The organism is Streptomyces sp. G45, assembly GCF_049542095.1.
Taxonomy (GTDB): Bacteria; Actinomycetota; Actinomycetes; order Streptomycetales; family Streptomycetaceae; genus Streptomyces.
Map to the genome: position 1 here is coordinate 1,135,140 of NZ_JBMUZU010000001.1, position 16,343 is coordinate 1,151,482.

At 75.1% G+C, this 16,343-nt stretch carries 19 protein-coding genes; 6 read left to right on the forward strand and 13 right to left on the reverse strand.

Annotation, left to right across the window (positions count from 1 at the left end):
* Positions 1–27: 27 nt before the first annotated feature.
* Positions 28–237 (reverse strand): DUF2180 family protein, encoded by a 210-nt coding sequence (locus ACOBQU_RS04720; protein WP_423624637.1) that lies wholly within the window; start codon positions 235–237, stop codon positions 28–30.
* Between the two features lie 294 nt (positions 238–531).
* Here ACOBQU_RS04720 and ACOBQU_RS04725 point away from each other — a divergent pair, with 294 nt between their 5' ends.
* Complete coding sequence (locus ACOBQU_RS04725; protein WP_423624638.1) at positions 532–966, forward strand: Fur family transcriptional regulator; 435 nt, start codon at positions 532–534, stop codon at positions 964–966.
* Positions 967–1,025: 59 nt separating this feature from the next.
* Here the strand turns inward: ACOBQU_RS04725 and ACOBQU_RS04730 are convergent, their stop codons facing one another.
* Together ACOBQU_RS04730 and ACOBQU_RS04735 are read right to left on the reverse strand one after the other, a co-directional pair.
* Positions 1,026–1,499 (reverse strand): Hsp20/alpha crystallin family protein, encoded by a 474-nt coding sequence (locus ACOBQU_RS04730; RefSeq protein WP_423624639.1) that lies wholly within the window; start codon positions 1,497–1,499, stop codon positions 1,026–1,028.
* 133 nt (positions 1,500–1,632) lie between these two features.
* A complete protein-coding gene (locus ACOBQU_RS04735) occupies positions 1,633–1,896 on the reverse strand; it encodes a GlsB/YeaQ/YmgE family stress response membrane protein (RefSeq protein ID WP_423624640.1) in 264 nt (87 codons plus the stop codon).
* A 334-nt stretch (positions 1,897–2,230) separates the two neighbouring features.
* Between ACOBQU_RS04735 and ACOBQU_RS04740 the strand changes: the two genes are divergently transcribed.
* The 5 genes from ACOBQU_RS04740 to ACOBQU_RS04760 all read left to right on the forward strand — a co-directional run bounded on the left by ACOBQU_RS04740 (position 2,231) and on the right by ACOBQU_RS04760 (position 6,036).
* On the forward strand, positions 2,231–2,665 hold the full coding sequence (locus ACOBQU_RS04740) for a VOC family protein (RefSeq protein WP_423624641.1): 435 nt from the start codon (positions 2,231–2,233) through the stop codon (positions 2,663–2,665).
* Positions 2,662–3,699 carry an NAD-dependent epimerase/dehydratase family protein gene (locus ACOBQU_RS04745; RefSeq protein ID WP_423624642.1) on the forward strand — a complete coding sequence of 346 codons (1,038 nt, stop codon included), beginning with the start codon at positions 2,662–2,664 and terminating at the stop codon, positions 3,697–3,699. Before ACOBQU_RS04740 ends, ACOBQU_RS04745 begins: the two co-directional genes overlap by 4 nt.
* Before the next feature lie 87 nt (positions 3,700–3,786).
* Positions 3,787–4,173, forward strand: coding sequence for a DUF6479 family protein (locus ACOBQU_RS04750; protein ID WP_423624643.1), 387 nt, complete (start codon positions 3,787–3,789; stop codon positions 4,171–4,173).
* A gap of 114 nt (positions 4,174–4,287) precedes the next feature.
* Positions 4,288–4,674, forward strand: coding sequence for a DUF779 domain-containing protein (locus ACOBQU_RS04755; RefSeq protein ID WP_423624644.1), 387 nt, complete (start codon positions 4,288–4,290; stop codon positions 4,672–4,674).
* 84 nt (positions 4,675–4,758) lie between these two features.
* Complete coding sequence (locus ACOBQU_RS04760; protein ID WP_423624645.1) at positions 4,759–6,036, forward strand: phosphodiester glycosidase family protein; 1,278 nt, start codon at positions 4,759–4,761, stop codon at positions 6,034–6,036.
* Between the two features lie 34 nt (positions 6,037–6,070).
* On the opposite strand, the gene ACOBQU_RS04765 is transcribed toward ACOBQU_RS04760, so the two are convergent.
* The 10 genes from ACOBQU_RS04765 to ACOBQU_RS04810 form a co-directional block, all read right to left on the reverse strand.
* Positions 6,071–6,265: a hypothetical protein gene (locus ACOBQU_RS04765; RefSeq protein ID WP_423624646.1), complete on the reverse strand. Its 195-nt coding sequence runs from the start codon at positions 6,263–6,265 to the stop codon at positions 6,071–6,073.
* Between the two features lie 128 nt (positions 6,266–6,393).
* On the reverse strand, positions 6,394–7,269 hold the full coding sequence (locus tag ACOBQU_RS04770; RefSeq protein WP_423624647.1) for a phosphatidylinositol-specific phospholipase C/glycerophosphodiester phosphodiesterase family protein: 876 nt from the start codon (positions 7,267–7,269) through the stop codon (positions 6,394–6,396).
* 552 nt (positions 7,270–7,821) lie between these two features.
* Entirely contained in the window at positions 7,822–8,484 is a 663-nt protein-coding gene (locus tag ACOBQU_RS04775; protein WP_423624648.1) for an ABC transporter ATP-binding protein, read from the reverse strand.
* Positions 8,477–9,445, reverse strand: coding sequence for an ABC transporter ATP-binding protein (locus ACOBQU_RS04780; RefSeq protein ID WP_423624649.1), 969 nt, complete (start codon positions 9,443–9,445; stop codon positions 8,477–8,479). The genes ACOBQU_RS04775 and ACOBQU_RS04780 overlap by 8 nt, the downstream gene beginning before the upstream one ends.
* Entirely contained in the window at positions 9,442–10,332 is an 891-nt protein-coding gene (locus ACOBQU_RS04785; RefSeq protein WP_423624650.1) for an ABC transporter permease, read from the reverse strand. Before ACOBQU_RS04785 ends, ACOBQU_RS04780 begins: the two co-directional genes overlap by 4 nt.
* Complete coding sequence (locus tag ACOBQU_RS04790; protein ID WP_423634254.1) at positions 10,325–11,290, reverse strand: ABC transporter permease; 966 nt, start codon at positions 11,288–11,290, stop codon at positions 10,325–10,327. Before ACOBQU_RS04790 ends, ACOBQU_RS04785 begins: the two co-directional genes overlap by 8 nt.
* A gap of 62 nt (positions 11,291–11,352) precedes the next feature.
* A complete protein-coding gene (locus tag ACOBQU_RS04795) occupies positions 11,353–12,948 on the reverse strand; it encodes an ABC transporter substrate-binding protein (protein ID WP_423624651.1) in 1,596 nt (531 codons plus the stop codon).
* A gap of 111 nt (positions 12,949–13,059) precedes the next feature.
* On the reverse strand, positions 13,060–14,190 hold the full coding sequence (locus tag ACOBQU_RS04800) for an acyl-CoA dehydrogenase family protein (RefSeq protein WP_423624652.1): 1,131 nt from the start codon (positions 14,188–14,190) through the stop codon (positions 13,060–13,062).
* The gene (locus ACOBQU_RS04805) at positions 14,187–15,371 is read right to left on the reverse strand and encodes an acyl-CoA dehydrogenase family protein (protein WP_423624653.1); all 1,185 of its coding nucleotides are present in this window, start codon (positions 15,369–15,371) and stop codon (positions 14,187–14,189) included. The genes ACOBQU_RS04800 and ACOBQU_RS04805 overlap by 4 nt, the downstream gene beginning before the upstream one ends.
* Positions 15,368–16,336: an NADPH:quinone oxidoreductase family protein gene (locus ACOBQU_RS04810; RefSeq protein ID WP_423624654.1), complete on the reverse strand. Its 969-nt coding sequence runs from the start codon at positions 16,334–16,336 to the stop codon at positions 15,368–15,370. The genes ACOBQU_RS04805 and ACOBQU_RS04810 overlap by 4 nt, the downstream gene beginning before the upstream one ends.
* Between the last annotated feature and the right edge of the window lie 7 nt (positions 16,337–16,343).

Below are 16,343 nucleotides of genomic sequence, written 5' to 3' on the forward strand. Positions count from 1 at the left end.
GATGGACCCCCGGGGAGGCCAGCCGTGTCAGGCGGCCGCCTCCGCCGCGTGGCAGGTCCCGCAGACGACGCGGCGGCCCGGCCGGTCCGCGGTCGCCCTGCCGAGGCCCGCGGACCGGTGCACCAGGACCGGCGTGACCCGGGCGTGGTCGGCGCAGACGGCCAGGTTGCAGCGGCTGCAGATGCCGATGCCCGCGCTGGCGCCGCCGCCGTCGAGGGCGCAGTCGTAGCAGTTCATGAGGGGCCTTTCGTGGAACTCCGTCGGACGTCGTGGCGTGCCGTCGGCCGCCGCGTGCGGGCACGGCGGCCCTGCGGACCGGCGGGTCCGGTCGGCGCGCCACGCGAGGAGTGGGGTCGGGTACGGCGACGGGGGCCGGACTCCGCCCGGCTCCGGCGGCCGCTCGGTCGGCGGCCCGTCGTCGCATCCGACGGTAACCGGCTAGATTGGACAGAGTCAATTCTAGGATCGGCTCACTCCGGGCCGTCCGAGGTGATCCCGTTAGACTTCGACGACGGAAAGGGGGGTCGCGCCATGGACCGGGAAGCGGCGGAGCTGCTCAGGGCCAGGGGGTTGCGCAGCACGGCGCAGCGCCGCGCCGTCCTGGCCGCCCTGCGCGGGCACCCGCACTCCACCGCGGCCGAGCTGGAGAGCCGCATCGGCGTCACGGCGGGCCGCGAGCCCCCCGTCGCCCTGTCCCGGCAGGGCCTGTACAACGTGCTCGACGACCTCACCCAGGCCGGGCTGATCCGCTGCATCGAACCGGCGGGCTCCCCCGCGCGCTACGAACTCCGCGTCGGCGACAACCACCACCACCTGGTGTGCCGCTCCTGCGGCCGCATCGAGGACATCGACTGCGGCGTCGGCCGCGCCCCCTGCCTCCAGCTCGACGACGACCGGGGCTTCAGCATCGACGAGGCCGAGATCATCTGGTGGGGCCTGTGCGGGAGTTGCCGCCCGGGCCCCTGAGGTGAGCGCCCGGCGCCACGGCGGTTGGACGGCCGCTGGTCATCTCCCCCGTTGCTCCGCTAGTCCTCGCCGCCGATGGGGACGCGGCGCCGCTTCGAGCCGCCCGCCTTGGGCAGCCGGATGCGCAGCACCCCGTGGGTCAGCTCCGCCTCGACCCGGTCGCCGTCCACGTCACCGGGCAGGCTGGTGCGGTAGAAGAAGCGCCCGCCGCGGCGCGCCAGGGTGGTGCGCTCCCGGCGCTCCTCGTCCAGCTCACCGGAGACGCGCAGCTCATGGGCGTCGATGTCCACGGTGATGTTCTCCCGTGGTACGCCGGGGAGTTCGGCCCGGATCTCGTACGCGTCGTCGGTCTCGTCCTCCTCCACCGCCGGGACCCATCCGCCGCCCGCCCACGCGGAGGACAGCGGGTGCCGGAAGGCTCGGCCCAGGTCGCGCCACAGGTGCTCCAGTTCGGCGCAGGGGTCCCCGAGGCCGTGTCCGGGCCCGTGGCAAGGGTCCAGCGGGCCGCCGGTGCGGTACTTCGGCAGAGTCACGGCGTGCCTCCGTTCCTGTGCGCGCCCTCACACGCGGGCTCCTGTGCCCGCCCTCGCGCGCGGGTACCCGGCCATGACACTCCCGCGGCCCCGGATCGGCAACCGTCCGGGCGCACATCCGGCCGCGGCGGCCTCAGCGGCGCAGCTTCACCCGCGACAGGGCGGCCACGCCCAGGGCCGCGAGCCCGATCTGGATGAGCCACTCGGCCCAGTCGACGCCCTCGGTGTCGGCCACGCCCAGGCCGGACGCGACGGCCGTGCCGACGAGCGCCGCCACGATGCCGATGACGATGGTCCACAGCACGCCGATGCGCTGGCGTCCGGGGAGGGCGAGCCGCCCGAGCACCCCGATGACCGCGCCGATCACGATCGCGCTGATGAGACCGGAAATCTCCATCACTGCCCCCTTCGTCGAACCCGGCTCGGAACGCCCCCGTGGACCGCGCGCCGCGCGTACGGGCCCGGCGCGCGCGGGACGCGCGGAAGGCGCCGGGAGCGAGTCCGCGCTCCGGGCGCGGAGCCCGGTGCTCCCCGGCCGCGCGCCCGGAGTTCCTCACTCCCCATGGCTTCCCAGCCGCGGCCCCGGGTCCCCCGGGCGGGACGCGGCAAACGCGCCGGGCGCCACGAGCGTGACGTGGTCCGCCCCGATCGGGGTACCCGTCGCGCGCCCCGCCCCGCCTTCGGCCCGCATCCGCCGCAGGCGCGGGCCGAAGACAAGAGCGAGGGAGACCATGGCCATCGTCGACGCAGGAATCCTTGTCCTCGACTGCCGCGACCCCGAGGACCTGGCCGAGTTCTACGGCGCGTTGCTCGGCGGCGAGATCGCGTTCAACCCGAGCACCGACCGCTTCGAGATCACCGGCGAGTCCGGTACGCGCATGGGGTTCCGGCGCGACACCGGCTTCACCCCGCCGAGCTGGCCCCGCCCGGACGACGCGCACCAGACCCACCTCGAACTCCTCGTCGCCGCACCGGACATGGACGCGGCGGAGCGCGAGGCCGTCAAGCGGGGCGCCCGCCCCGTCGACACCAACCCGAGCGACGACAGCCAGGACGTCCGGCTGTACTGCGACCCCGCGGGGCACACGTTCGCCCTGCGCGCCGCGACGAGGGACGGCAGGACCAGGGACGGACGGCCGATGGGCGGAAGGGAGCAGCTCACATGACCACCCCACCCGCACGGCCCGACCACCTGCGCGTCGTGGTGACCGGCGCGACCGGCAACGTCGGCACCAGCCTCGTACGGCAGCTGGGTGAGGAGCCCGCGGTGGACACCGTCGTGGGCATCGCGCGCCGCACGCCCGACTGGCACCCGCCGAAGACCGAGTGGGTGGTCGCCGACGTGGCGGCGCAGGACCGCCTCGTCAAGCACTTCGCGGGCGCCGACGCCGTCGTCCACCTCGCCTGGCGGCTCCAGCCCGCGCGGGACCCGGCGACGACGTGGCGCACCAATGTGCTCGGCAGCGTCGAGGTCTTCCGGGCCGCCGCGGCCGCGGGGGTGCCCGCGCTCGTGCACGCCTCGTCGGTCGGCGCCTACTCCCCCGGCCCCAAGGACCGTGCCGTGGACGAGTCCTGGCCCACGCACGGCTGGCCCGAGGCGGCGTACTGCCGTGAGAAGGCCTATCTGGAGCGGGCCCTTGACGCCTTCGAGCGGGAGCACCCGGCGATGCGGGTGGTGCGGATGCGGCCCGCGTTCCTCTTCCGCGAGGAGTCCGCGAGCCAGCAGCGGCGCCTGTTCGCGGGCCGCCGCGCCCCGGGGCCGCTGGCCAGGCCCGATCTGCTGCCGGTACTGCCGGACGTGCCGGGGCTGCGCGTCCAGGCCCTGCACACCGAGGACGCCGCGCGGGCCTACCGGCTCGCCGTGCTCGGCTCGGCCCGCGGCGCGTTCAACCTGGCCGCCGATCCGCCGCTGGACGCCGCGGTGCTCGCCGAGCGGTTCGGGGCGCGCCGGGTGCGGCTGCCGCGCGGCGCGGCCCGCGCCGCGCTGGCCGCCGCGTGGGGGCTGCGCCTGGTCCCGGCGTCACCGCAGCTGTTCGACGCGGTGCTCAGGCTGCCGCTGATGGACTGCGCACGGGCCGGGGACGAACTCGGCTGGCGGCCCGAGCACTCGGCCCTCACGGCGGTCGAGGAACTGCTGCACGGCATGCGGCACGGCGCGGGCATGCCGACGCCGCCGCTCGCGGGCGGCAAGGCCGGGTGACCCCCGCCGCGGCGGCCGTCGTCCGACGCCGTCGGCCGCCGCCGAACGCACGGCGTGGGCCGCCGCCCACCGGGTACCCGACGGCGCATGACCGCAGCACACGTACCCACCACGTCCGACGGCAGCCTGCTCGCCGACTCGGTTCCGCTCGGCGGGCTCGCGCCCTTCCTCATCGGCCTCGTCATCGCCGCCGCGCTCACCTGGGCCGTCTGGCTCGGCATCCGGGTGCGCAGGCGGGAGCCGCCCCGGCCGCGCCCCGAGGAGCAGCCGCGCCTGCCCGACGGGGGTCCGGTCCGCGAGGTCCGCGAGGCGCGCGAGCCGGAGGAGGTCCCCCAGGACGGGACCCCGCTGACCCCGTACCAGCTCAAGGGCCAGGGCACGATCGGCAGCAAGCGCAGCGACGACCAGGAGCCGAAGCGCTGGTCGCCGGGGTCAAGCGGCGCGTTCGGCAGCGGCGGCCCCGGCCGGACCTGACCAGCGGCGCGGACGCACCCCCTGCAACCTCCTCGCAACGTGCGGGGGTGTTGACTGTCCCCGCTGCGCCAACGAGGGTCCAGCGCCCGCGTCCCGTCAGGAGGCCGACCGCCCATGGCCGACACCGCCCCCCGCGCCGACACCCCGCCCGCGAGTCCGCCCGTGGAGCTGACGCCCGCCGCCGCGGACCTGGTGCGGCGGCTGCGCGCGGCCCACGGCCCGCTGATGTTCCACCAGTCCGGCGGCTGCTGCGACGGCAGCGCGCCCATGTGCTATCCGGACGGCGAGTTCCGCACGGGTGACTCCGACGTGCTGCTCGCGTCGCTCGCCGTGGACGGCGTGGCCGAGCCGGTACGGTTCTGGATGTCCAGGAGCCAGTACGAGGTGTGGAGCCACACCCGGCTCATCGTCGACGTGGTCGAGGGCCGCGGCAGCGGTTTCTCGCTGGAGGCCCCCGAGGGTGTGCGTTTCCTCATCCGTTCCCGGCTGGTCGGGACGTAGCCACTCCGCCTTCTGGTCAACTCCCCTCACCGCTGCCACAGTTGGACGGCCCGCGCGACGCCAGGTCCGACACGAGGGGGGACTGTGACCCGACCGCCGCTCCAGGGAACGCAGCACAGACGCGCGCAGCGCAGCGGACGGTTCAGAGCGGCCCGTGGGGCGCTCGCCGTCCTCACGGCCCTCGGTACGCTGGCCGGTGCCGCCCTCGTCGGGTCGGCACCGGCCAGCGCCGCTCCGGCGCACGGCACCGAGGTCGCCCCGGGCGTCACCTACCGGGAGTTCGACATCCCCGCCGCCCGCGGCACCGCGCACGCGCACGTCCTGGACGTCGACCTGTCCGACCACCGGGTCGGCACCGGGCTGCTGTACCCGGGCGCGGTCGGCGCCCGGCGGACCGTGTCGGCGATGGCGGACGGCGCGGGCGCGGTCGCCGGGGTCAACGGCGACTTCTTCAACATCTCCGAGGCCCAGCACCCGGGCGTGGAGGCGACTGGCGCCCCCGTCGGCCCCGCGATCGCCCTCGGCCGCACCCTCAAGGCGGCCGTCCCGAACGGCCAGCGCTTCGGCCCCGCGCTGCCGCCCGGCACCACCACCGAGGACGTCCTCGGCGTCGGCGCCGACGGCCGGGCCCGCCTGGACCGCCTGGCCCTCGACGGCCGGATCCGCGCCCGCGCGGGGCGGCTGCCGCTCGGCGGGCTCAACCAGTACGCGCTGCCGGTGGGTTCGGTGGGGGCGTTCACCAGCGACTGGGGCGTGACCTCGCGGGTGCGGGCCACCTGCGGCACCGACACCGACCGGGGCGCGCCGTGCAGCGCCGACACCCACGAGGTGACGCTGCGGCGCGGCCGGGTCGTGGCGCGGTCCGACGTGCCGGGGAGCGGTGCCATCGCGCACGGCACCACGGTGCTTGTGGGCCGGGAGGCGGGCGCGCAGTGGCTGCGCAAGCTGTCGGTCGGCGAGCGGGTGCACGTGCGGCACCGCCTGGTGGCGGCCGGGTCCCGGATCCCGTACCGCTTCGCGGTGGGCGGCTATCCGCTGCTGCGCGACGGCGCTGCCCTGCCGGGCCTCGACGACCGCACGTCCGCGGTGCGCTCCGCCGCGGGGATCTCCGACGGCGGCAAGCGCCTGGTGCTGCTGGTGCTCGACGGTGCCCGCGAGTTCCGCACCGGGCTGACCATCGCCGAAGTGGCCCGTGCCCTCGGCGCGTTGGGGGCACGTGACGGCTTCAGCCTGGACGGCGGCGGGTCGAGCACACTGGCGCTCCGCGACCCGGGCGCGCCCGCCGCGACGGCGCGCAACCACCCGAGCGACGGCACCGAGCGCGCGGTGGCCAACGGCATCGGGATCTTCTCCCGCGCCTAGCCGCGCCCCCCTGGCTGACGCCGGTGCCCCGGCGTCAGGGCCGGATGCCGCTGACGATGTCCGCCGTGGCCGTCAGGCCGTCGTGAATGGTGGGCGCCACGCTGGTGCCCGCCAGATAGAAGCCGAGCAGGCCGCACACCACGGCGTGCGACACCTTCATGCCTCCGCTGCGCAGCAGGACCACCGCGATGATCAGCAGCAGCAGTCCCACGGAAATCGAAATGGCCATCACGGACCTCCTCCGCCACGTCCACACCGCGGCTTTCGGCCGCAAGTGTGGCGTAGCGAAGGGTTTGTCCGAGTGAGGGGCGTGTCCGCCGGACGGGTGGTCCTGGCGGTGAGTTGACCTCCGGGCCGTTACCGGCGGCGGGCGTCGAGGAACGTCCGGAGCCCGGCGAGGTCGTCGGTGTTCAGGTGGTCGACGCCCGCCGCGAGGAGTTCGTTCCACACGGCCTCGCGGGCGCGGCCCGGCGTGTCGGGCGTGCTCCAGAAGCGGACGCGCTGCCCGCACCCGTGCGCGTCGGAGACGATGCGGCGCAGCTTGGCGCGCTGCGCCGCCGGGATCGCGCCGACGCCCTGCCAGCCGAAGTTGTTCGACCAGTTGTCGCTGATCAGCGGGATGAGGGAGGCGGGCGCCGCGGAGCCGAGGTCGGAGAGGCGGCCGTCGTAGAAGGCGCGGCGCTCGGTCTGCGCCTCCATCGGCCCGCGGGCCGCGCGGTCGCCGGAGACCACGACGGTGACGGCGGAGCGGCGCACCCGGCCCCGTCGGTAGGAGGTGAACAGGTCCGGGTAGGCCCGCAGTTCGCGGTCCAGCTCCTGGTAGGCCGCCTCGCCGTCGGCCTTGATGTCGACGAGGAGCTGGAACTCGCCCTTCCAGCGCGGGTACACAGCGCCGCCGTGGGCGCGCACGCGCTGAGCGAGGGGGTCCAGGTACAGCGTCCGGAGGGTGCGGGCCGGGTCGAGGTCCTGCGGGTCGTGGGCGACCAGCAGGTCGCCGTCGACCAGGTAGATGTCGGCCTCGACGCTGGTGAAGCGGTGGTCGAGGGCGTCGAGGAGGGGGCGCCGGTGCTCGTAGTCGTTGTGCGCGTGGGCCTGGGCCAGGGGCCTGGCGGGCCGAGCGGGCCGCGCGTGCGGGGCCGGTTCGGCGGCGTGCGCCGGGCCGGGCGCGACGGCGGTGGCCGCGACGGCCGCGCCCAGCGCGGTCAGGGCTCTGCGGCGGGACACACTGGCCATGGGTCATCTCCCCAAGTCGTGTCGGTGGGCGTCTCCGCACGGCGGGCGCGCGGTCGTGGCCTCGTTGGACAGTGAGGCTACGACCGTCCCGGGAAACCCGAGTGGCCGGGGAGTTAACGGAGGCGACGTCACGGTGCCGGGCGCGGGCGACCGCCCTGCCTCAGGCGAGGACAGCCGGGCTCGTGGTGGAGGGGAGCGTCCGCGCGCACGAACCCGCCGTGGCGGGCCGCGGTACGACGAAGCCGCCCGCCCCGACGTCCCCCGCGGGCGGACGGCTCGCGTCCGGTGTCCAGAGGTCAGAGCCGGTGCGGGCGACATGGCGCTCTGCCACTGAGCTACGCCGACCCGAAGCCGACGACGGGACTCGAACCCGCGACCACCCGTTCCCGAAACGAAGTAGCCCGCTCCTTCGCACCTGGACGCGTCCCACCGTAGCGAGCGCGGCCCGTGCACCGCACCGGGATTTCCGTGCCGCGGCCCGTGCCCCCCCCACGGAGTTGCCGGTGCCTCGGCCCGTGCCCCGCAGACGGTTGTCCGTGCCGCGCCCCGGCCTCACGCGGCGGCGCCCAACTCCTCCCAGTGCACCGTCCGGTCGCACCACCGCTCAAGCAGCACCTTGTCGTGGCCCACCGCGAGGAGCCCCGCGCCGCTGTCGGCGCGGTACCGCTCCACGGCCGCCACCAGGGCCGCCGTCGTGGAGGCGTCCAGCATCGCCGTCATCTCGTCGCAGATCAGCCAGCGCGGGCGCAGCACCAGGGCGCGGGCCAGGCAGGCGCGCTGGAGCTGGCCGTCGCTGACCTCGTGGGGGCGGCGGCCGAGCAGGTCGTCGCCGAGGCCGACGGCGCGGGCGAGTTCGGCGGTGCGGGCGGGGACGTCCGCGGCGCGGCCCGTGGCCCGCAGGGGCTCGGCGACGATCTGGGCGAGGGTCAGGCGCGGGTCCGCGGACAGGCGCGGCTGCTGGAAGACGACGCCGAACGCGGTGCGCTGGGCGCGCGGCGCGCGGTGGCGCCAGCCGCGCGCGGGTTCGCCGTCGATGACGACCTGGCCCCGGTCGGGCTGGTGCAGCAGCGCCGCGACGCGGGCGAGCGTCGACTTGCCGCAGCCGCTGGGCCCGAGCAGGCCGACCGCCTCACCGGGCGCGACGGTGAGGCTGACGTCGCGGACGACGGGGTCGCGGCGGTCGTACCCGGCGGTCAGGGAGCGCAGTTCAAGCACGGGGGGCCTCCAGCGCGGCGGTGACCGGGTGGTGGCAGGCGGCGCCCGTGCCGTCGAGGGCGGGCACGCGCGCGCAGGCCGCGTCGGCGCGGTCGCAGCGCGCCGCGAAGGCGCAGCCCTCCGGGAGCGCGGACAGCTCCGGCGGCATGCCGGGGATGGGGGTGAACTCCCGCTCGGGCAGGGCGTTCAGGAGCCCGCGCGCGTACGGGTGCCGGGGGCCCGCCTCGCCGAAGAACTCGTCCGCGTCGGCGATCTCCACGACGCGGCTGGCGTACATCACGGCGACGCGGTCGGCGATGCGCCGGGCGGCCGCCAGGTCGTGGGTGATCAGCAGCAGCGCGCGGTCGTCGCCGACGTGGCGGCGCAGCTCGTCGACGGTGCGGTCGACCAGGTCGCGGTCGAGTCCGGTGGTGGGCTCGTCGGCGAGCAGCAGGGGCGCGTCGCCGACGAGGGCGAGCGCGGTGGCGGCGCGCTGGGCGAGGCCGCCGGAGAGTTCGTGCGGGTAGCGGTCGAGGTGGCCGAGGGGGAAGGCGGCGCGCTCGGCGGCGGCCTCGGCCGCCGCGCGGACCTGGGGGCGGCGCACGCCCGTCAGCTCCCGCAGGGTCTCCTCCAGCTGGGAGCGCACCGTGCGCACGGGCGTCAGGTGCGCGGCGGGGCTCTGCGGTACGAGACCGACGCGCCGCCCGCGCACGGTGCGGGCCAGGGTGCGCTCGTCGGCGGTGAGCAGGTCGAGGTCGCCGAGCAGCGCGGACCCGGCGGTCTCGGCGTTGTCGGGCAGCAGGCCGAGCAGCGCGGAGGCGAGCACGGACTTGCCGCAGCCGCTCTCGCCGACGAGGGCCAGGCACTCCCCGGCGGCGAGGTCGAAGCGGGCGTCGGTGACGGCGGCGACGTGGGCGCCGCCGCGCATGCGGAAGCGCACGGAAAGACCGCGTACGGAAAGGACGGGGCTCCCAGAGGTCACAGCATCAGCTCCGATCGGCGGCGGGGGTTGATCCGCTCGCGCCAGGCGCCCGCGAGGCCCGCGATCGCCAGGGTGGGCACGATGATGAACAGGCCGGGGAACAGCGTCGGCCACCAGTCGCCCGCGAGCAGCGAGCCGCGGGCGCCCTGCACGAGCGTGCCGAGGCTCGCCTGGTGCGAGGGCAGGCCGAGGCCGAGGAAGGACAGGGCGGACTCGTGCCAGATGGCGTGCGGCACCATCAGGACGGCGGCGAGCCCGGCCTGCGGCAGCACGGCGGGCAGCAGGTGGCGCACGGTGACGCGCCAGCGCGAGGCGCCGCCGGAGATCGCCGCGTCGACGAAGGGCCGTGAGCGCAGGGACAGCACTTCGGCGCGGACGATGCGGGCCGTGGACAGCCAGTGGGTGAGCCCCACGGAGATCACCACGGGCCACACCCCGGGCCGGAACATGGCGACGATGAAGATGCCGAGCAGCAGGTGCGGCACCGAGGAGAACACGTCGACCAGGCGCATCACGATCCGGTCCACCCAGCCGCCGGACGCGGCGGCGAGCGCGCCCACGGCGGTGCCGACGACGGTGGCCACGACGGCGGCGACCACACCCACGAGCAGCGACACGCGCAGCCCGTACACGCAGCGGACCAGCAGGTCGCGGCCGACGTCGTCGGTGCCGAAGGGGTGGTCGAGGGACGGCGGCAGAAGCTTGTCGGCGAGGTGCACTGCCTGCTCGTCGAGGTCGACGACGGGCGGCACGATCAGGACGGCGAGGACGACCGCCGCGACGATCGCGGCGGAGCTCCACACCCGCCAGGCGCGCGTGGCCGCCCTCGACGTGCTGGCCTTCCCCGCCCCCCGTGCGGAGGCCGGGCGCCAAGTGGTCTCAGCCATCGAATCCCACCCTCGGGTCGGCGAGCCCGTACAGCAGGTCCGCGAGGAGGTTGCCGAGGAGCACCGCGGCCGTCGCGAGCGCGGTGAGCGCGGCGAGCAGCGGGAAGTCCACGGAGGTGGCGGCGCCCACGGTGGCGGCGGCGATGCCGGGCCAGCTGAAGACGGTCTCCACGAGCAGCGCCCCGGTGATGAGTTCGGGCACGCGGGAGCCGATGAGCGTGAGCACCGGGAGCAGCCCGGAGCGGAAGGCGTGCTTCAGCAGGACGGTCCGCTCGGCCAGGCCGCGCGCGCGGGCGCCGCGCACCGGGTCGTCGCCGAGCGCGTCGCCGACGCCCTGGCGCACGTACAGCACGAACCAGGGCAGCTGGGAGACCGCGAGGACCGCGGCGGGCAGCGCCAGATGGCTGATGACCTGGTCGAAGGTGATGGTGGTGCTGGCGGTGTCGGTGAGCCCGCCCGCGGGCAGCACGTCGAGCTTCAGGGCGAACAGCCACATGGCGAGCAGCCCGAGCCAGAACGGCGGGGCGGCTTCGAGGGTGTACGCGAGGGAGGTGACGCCCCGGTCGAGCCAGCCGCCGGGGCGGCGCGCGGCGAGCACGCCGAGGGCGGTGCCGACGAGGATCGCGAGGACGAACGCGGTGGCGGCGAGCAGCACGGACCAGCCGATGCGCTCGCCGATGGCGTCGGCGACGGGCTGGCGCAGGGTGCTGGAGTCGCCGAGGTCGCCCTGGACCGCGGAGGTCAGCCAGTCCCACCAGCGGCCGACGAGCGGCTTGTCGACGCCGAGGTTGGCGCGCAGCTGGTCCAGGTTCTCCTGGGAGGCGGTGAGCCCGGCCGTGCCCGCGTACGCCTTGACGGGGTCGAAGGGCGAGGCCTCGGCGACGGCGAACACGCCGAAGGTGACGACGAGCAGCACGGGCACGGCGAACAGCGCCCGCCGTGCCACGAGCCGCGCCATCGGCCCCCAGGGGACCCGCCGGGCGCGGGTCCCCTGGGAGCGCCGCTTGTCGAGCGCGGTCGTCACTTCTTCGGCTGCCAGTCCTCGACGTTCCACCACGGGCCGGAGGCCAGGCCGTGGTCGTGCGGCTCGACCTGGGTGGTGAGGTCGCCGAAGGAGGTGTTCACCACGTACAGGTGGTCGATGTGGGTGAGGAAGGTGTAGCCGGGGTTCTTCACCAGTTCGCGCTGGACGATGTCGTACGCGGCCTTGCGCTCGGCGCGGTCGCCGCTCTTGCGGGCGTCCTCCAGGGCCCGGTCGACCTTGGGGTTGTCGTAGTGCGCCATGTTGTTGAAGCCGTCCCCGGCGAGGGAGGACTTCAGGAGCGTGTACTGGTCGAAGTCGGGGTCGGCCGGGGAGCCGCCGCCCGCGAGGACGGCGTCCTTGGCCATGCGCGGCTCGATGACCTCCCAGGTGCCGGACTGCACCTCGATCTTGATGCCGAGCTTCTTGGCGTCGGAGGCGTAGGCGAGCGCGTGCTCCTGGCGGAGCTTGTCGCCGGTGAGGTACCACAGCGGGAAGCTGGCCTTGACGCCGTCCTTCTCGCGGACGCCGTCCTTGCCGGGCTTCCAGCCCGCGTCGTCGAGGATCTTCTTGGCCCTGGCGGCGTCGAACTTCCGCTCGGTGCCCTTGGTGAACCAGGGGCTGTCCGTCGGGACGGGCCCGTAGGCCTCCTTGCCCGCGCCGTCGAGGATGGAGTCGACCATGGTCTTGCGGTCCACGCCGATGTCCAGGGCGCGGCGCACGGCGGTGTCGCCCGCGACCTTGTTGCCGGTCGGCAGGGTCACCACGCGGTAGTCGAAGGTCTTGGCAGCGTAGGTCTTCTTGTCGCCGTCGGAGGCGAAGGTCTTGGCGAGGTTGGGCGGCAGGATGGCGCCGTCGAGGTCGCCGGAGCGCAGCCGGGTGGCGCGCACGTCGTCGTCCTTGATGATCGCCATGGTGAACTTCTTGATCTTCGGCGCGCCGCCCCAGTAGTCCGGGTTCGCCTTGAAGACGATCTTCTCGCCCTTGGACCACTTGACCAGCTCGTACGGGCCGGTGCCGACGGGCTTGGTGGAGAAGTCGCCGGTGTTCACGTCCTGCTTGCCCGCGATGTGCTCGGGGGCGATGGGCAGCACGGTGCGCTCGGCGAACGGCGCGTAGGGGTACTTGAGGTGGAAGACGACGCGGTCGTCGCCCTTGGCCTCGACGCTCTTGAGGGCGTCCAGCTCGGTCTTGGAGGCGTTGTTGGTCTTCTTGTCGAGGATCGTCTCGTACGTGAAGACGACGTCCTTGGCGGTGAAGGGCTTGCCGTCGCTGAACTTGACGCCCTTGCGCAGCTCGAAGGTGTAGGTCCTGCCGCCGTCGCCGACCTGGGGCAGCTTCGCCGCGAGCGCGGGCTTCAGCTTCATATCGGCGTCGTGGGTGAGCAGCCCGTCGAAGATCTTGGAGTTGCCGTCCTTGCCGTAGCCGAGGAGCGGGCTGAGGGTCTCGGGCTCGTAGGCGATGCCGACGACCGCGGAGTCTCTGGCGCCGTCCGCGCCCTTGCCGTCGTCCGGCTTCGAACAGGCCGAGGCGGCGACCGCCAGTGCGGCGGTCGCCGCGACCGCGCCCGTGGTCCGTATGGATCGGGCCCTCATGCTCCACACCCCTACTGAAGATCAGTCCTTATTGCGAACAGCTCGCAATTATGCCTCAAGTAATGGGTGCGTAAGCCTGGGGTGCCCTACGGCTTTCGGCCTCGTAGCAGGTCAGGGCATCGGCAGGGCCAGCAGCCGGGCCAGGGCCTCCTTGTGCCGCCCGGCGGTGCCGAGGGCGATCGAGTCGGCCTTGGCGCGCTTGAGATACAGATGGACGGGGTGCTCCCAGGTCATGCCGATGCCGCCGTGCAGCTGGAGCGCCTCCTCGGCGGCGCGTACGGCGACGGGGGCGGCGTGGGCCTGGGCGAGGGCGGCGGCGAGGTCCGGCTCGTCGCTGCCGGTGGCCAGGGCGTCGGCGGCGTGGCGGGCGGCGGCGCGGGTGCGGACGACGTCCAGCCAGACCTGGGCGAGCCGGTGCTTGAGCGCCTGGAAGGAGCCGACGGGCCGGTTGAACTGGTGGCGCTCCTTGGTGAAGCGGACGGTCTCGGTCAGGCACCACTCGGCGAGGCCCAGCTGCTCGGAGGCGAGCAGCCCCGCCCCGGCGCGCAGCCCCAGGCGCACGGCGCCGTCCGCGTCCGCGGTGAGCAGCCGGGCGGCGGCCCCGTCGAAGGCGACCGCGGCGAGCGGCCGGGTGCGGTCCAGGGACGTGCGGGCGGTGACGCGGACGCCGTCCTGGGCGGTGTCCACGGCGTACAGGCCGCCGTCGGCGGGGACCAGCAGCACGTCGGCGGCGGCCGCGTCCGCGACGCCGGTGATCTCGCCGTGCACGGCGCCGCCCTCGTGGCGCACGACGGTGAAGGGGGCGCCGGGCGCCGTGGCGAAGCCCACCGCGAGGGCGCCGACGACCCGGCCCGACGCCAGCTCGGCGAGCAGCCCGGAGGCCGCGTCGGCCACGTCGTGCGCGCCCGCGCCCGTCCCGGCGGCGCAGGCCAGCAGGGTCTCGGTCGCGATGACCGCGCTCGTCAGGTACGGCACCGGCGCGACCGCGCGCCCCAGCTCCTCCAGGACCACGGCGGCCTCGCGGTGCGTGGCGCCCTGTCCGCCGAGCGCCTCGGGGACCAGCAGGCCCGCGAGCCCCATGCCGTCCGTGAGCGCCTTCCACAGCTCGCGGTCGTGGGGCCGGTCGGACTCGGTGTGCGCGAGGACGGCGGCGGCGTCGCAGCGGTCGGTGAGGAGGGCGCGCACGGCGGCGCGCAGCGCCTCTTCCTCCTCGGTGTAGAGCAGTGCGCTCGGCGCCGTCATCGGCTCAGTTCCTTCCAGGGGACGTCCTTGTCGGTGCGGGGCTCCGGCGGCAGGCCGAGCACGCGCTCGGCGACGATGTTCAGCAGCACCTCGCTGGTGCCGCCCTCGATGCTGTTGCCCTTGGCGCGCAGATAGCGGTAGCCCGCCTCGCGCCCCACGAAGTCGACCAGGTCGGGCCGCCGCATCGTCCAGTCGTCGTACAACAGGCCATCCTCGCCGAGGAGTTCCACCTCCAGGGCGCTGATCTCCTGGTTGAGCCGGGCGAAGCCGAGCTTCACGGCGGAGCCCTCGGGGCCCGGCTGGCCCGCGGCGAGCTGCTGGCGCAGCCGCTCGCCGGTGAGCCGGGCGACCTCGGCCTCGACCCACAGCGTGAGCAGGCGCTGGTGCAGGTCGTGGGTGCGCAGCTCGGGCCGCTCGCGCCAGGCCCGGGCGACCGGCCCGATCATGCCGCCCTCGCGCGGCAGGCGCATGCCGCCGATGGACACGCGCTCGTTCATCAGGGTGGTCTGCGCGACCTTCCAGCCCTCGCCGACCGGTCCGACGCGGTGGCTGTCGGGGACGCGGACGCCGGTGAGGAAGACCTCGTTGAACTCGGCCTCGCCGGTGATCTGGCGCAGCGGCCGCACCTCGACGCCCGGGTCGGTCAGGTCGCACACGAAGTAGGTGATGCCGCGGTGCTTGGGGGCGTCCGGGTCGGTGCGGGCGATGAGGATGCCCCAGCGGGCGACGTGGGCGCTGGACGTCCACACCTTCTGCCCGTCGACCACCCAGGTGTCGCCGTCGCGTACCGCGCGGGTGCCGAGGGCGGCGAGGTCGGAGCCCGCGCCGGGCTCGCTGAACAGCTGGCACCACACCTCCTCGCCGGTCCACAGGGGCCTCAGGAAGCGCCGCTGCTGCTCGTCGGTGCCGTACGCGAGGAGCGTGGGCGCCGCCATGCCGAGCCCGATGCCGATGCGCCGCGGGTCGTTGTCGGGGGCGCCCGCGGCCTCCAGTTCGGCGTCCACGACGGCCTGGAGGGAGCGGGGCGCGCCGAGGCCGCCGAGCCCTTCGGGGTAGTGCACCCAGGCGAGCCCGGCGTCGAAGCGGGCGCGCAGGAACTCGGTGCGCGGGGTCTCGGCGGGCGGGTGCGCGCGCAGCAGTTCCTGGGCGCGGATGACGAGTTCGGTGGCGTCGACGCTCACGCGGCGGCTCCCTCGGGTACGACGACCACGCGGCCGGTGGTGGTGCCGTCGGCGACGCGCTGGACGGCGGCGGCCGCGTCGGCGAGGGGCGCCCGCTCGCTGACGAGTGGCTTGATGGCGCCCTTGGCGGCGAGTTCGGTGAGCCGCTCGTGGCAGTCCGCGAGGGACGCCGGGTCCTTGGTCGCGTACAGGCCCCAGTGCAGCCCGACGATGGAGTAGTTCTTCACCAGGGCGTGGTTGAGCGCGGGCGACGGGATGCTGCCGCTCGCGAAGCCGACGACGAGGATACGGCCCTCGAAGGCCACGCACTTGGCGGACTGGGCGTACGCGGCGCCGCCCACGGGGTCGTAGACCACGTCGGCGCCGCGGCCCCCGGTGGCCTCCTTCACGGCCGCGACGACATCGGCCGCGCGCCGGTCCACGACCACGTCGCAGCCGAGCGCGCGGGCGACGCGGGCCTTGTCGGCGCCGCCCACCACGCCGATGACGCGGGCGCCCGCCGCCTTGCCGAGCTGCACGGCCGCGCTGCCGACGCCGCCCGCCGCCGCGTGCACAAGCAGGGTCTCGCCCTCCCGGAGCCCGGCCCGGCGGTGCAGTCCGAACCAGCCGGTCTGGTAGCCGATGTGCAGCGCGGCGGCCTCCGCGTCGTCGAGGGCGTCCGGCGCGGGCAGCAGCCCGGCGGCGTCCGCGACGGCGTACTCGGCGAACCCCCCGTGCGGCAGCGCCGGGTTGGCGATCACGCGCCGCCCGTCCTCGGTCTCCCCGCAGATCTCCACGCCCGGGGTGAACGGCAGCGGCGGGGTGACCTGGTACTGGCCCCGGCACAGCAGCGCGTCCGGGAAGTTGACGTTCGCGGCGCGGACCCTGAGCAGCACCTGGCCGTCGCCGGGCACCGGCCGGGGCGCCTCGACGAGCCGCATCACCTCCCCCGGTTCGCCGTTCCGGTGTACCTGCCATGCGCGCATGCGGGGC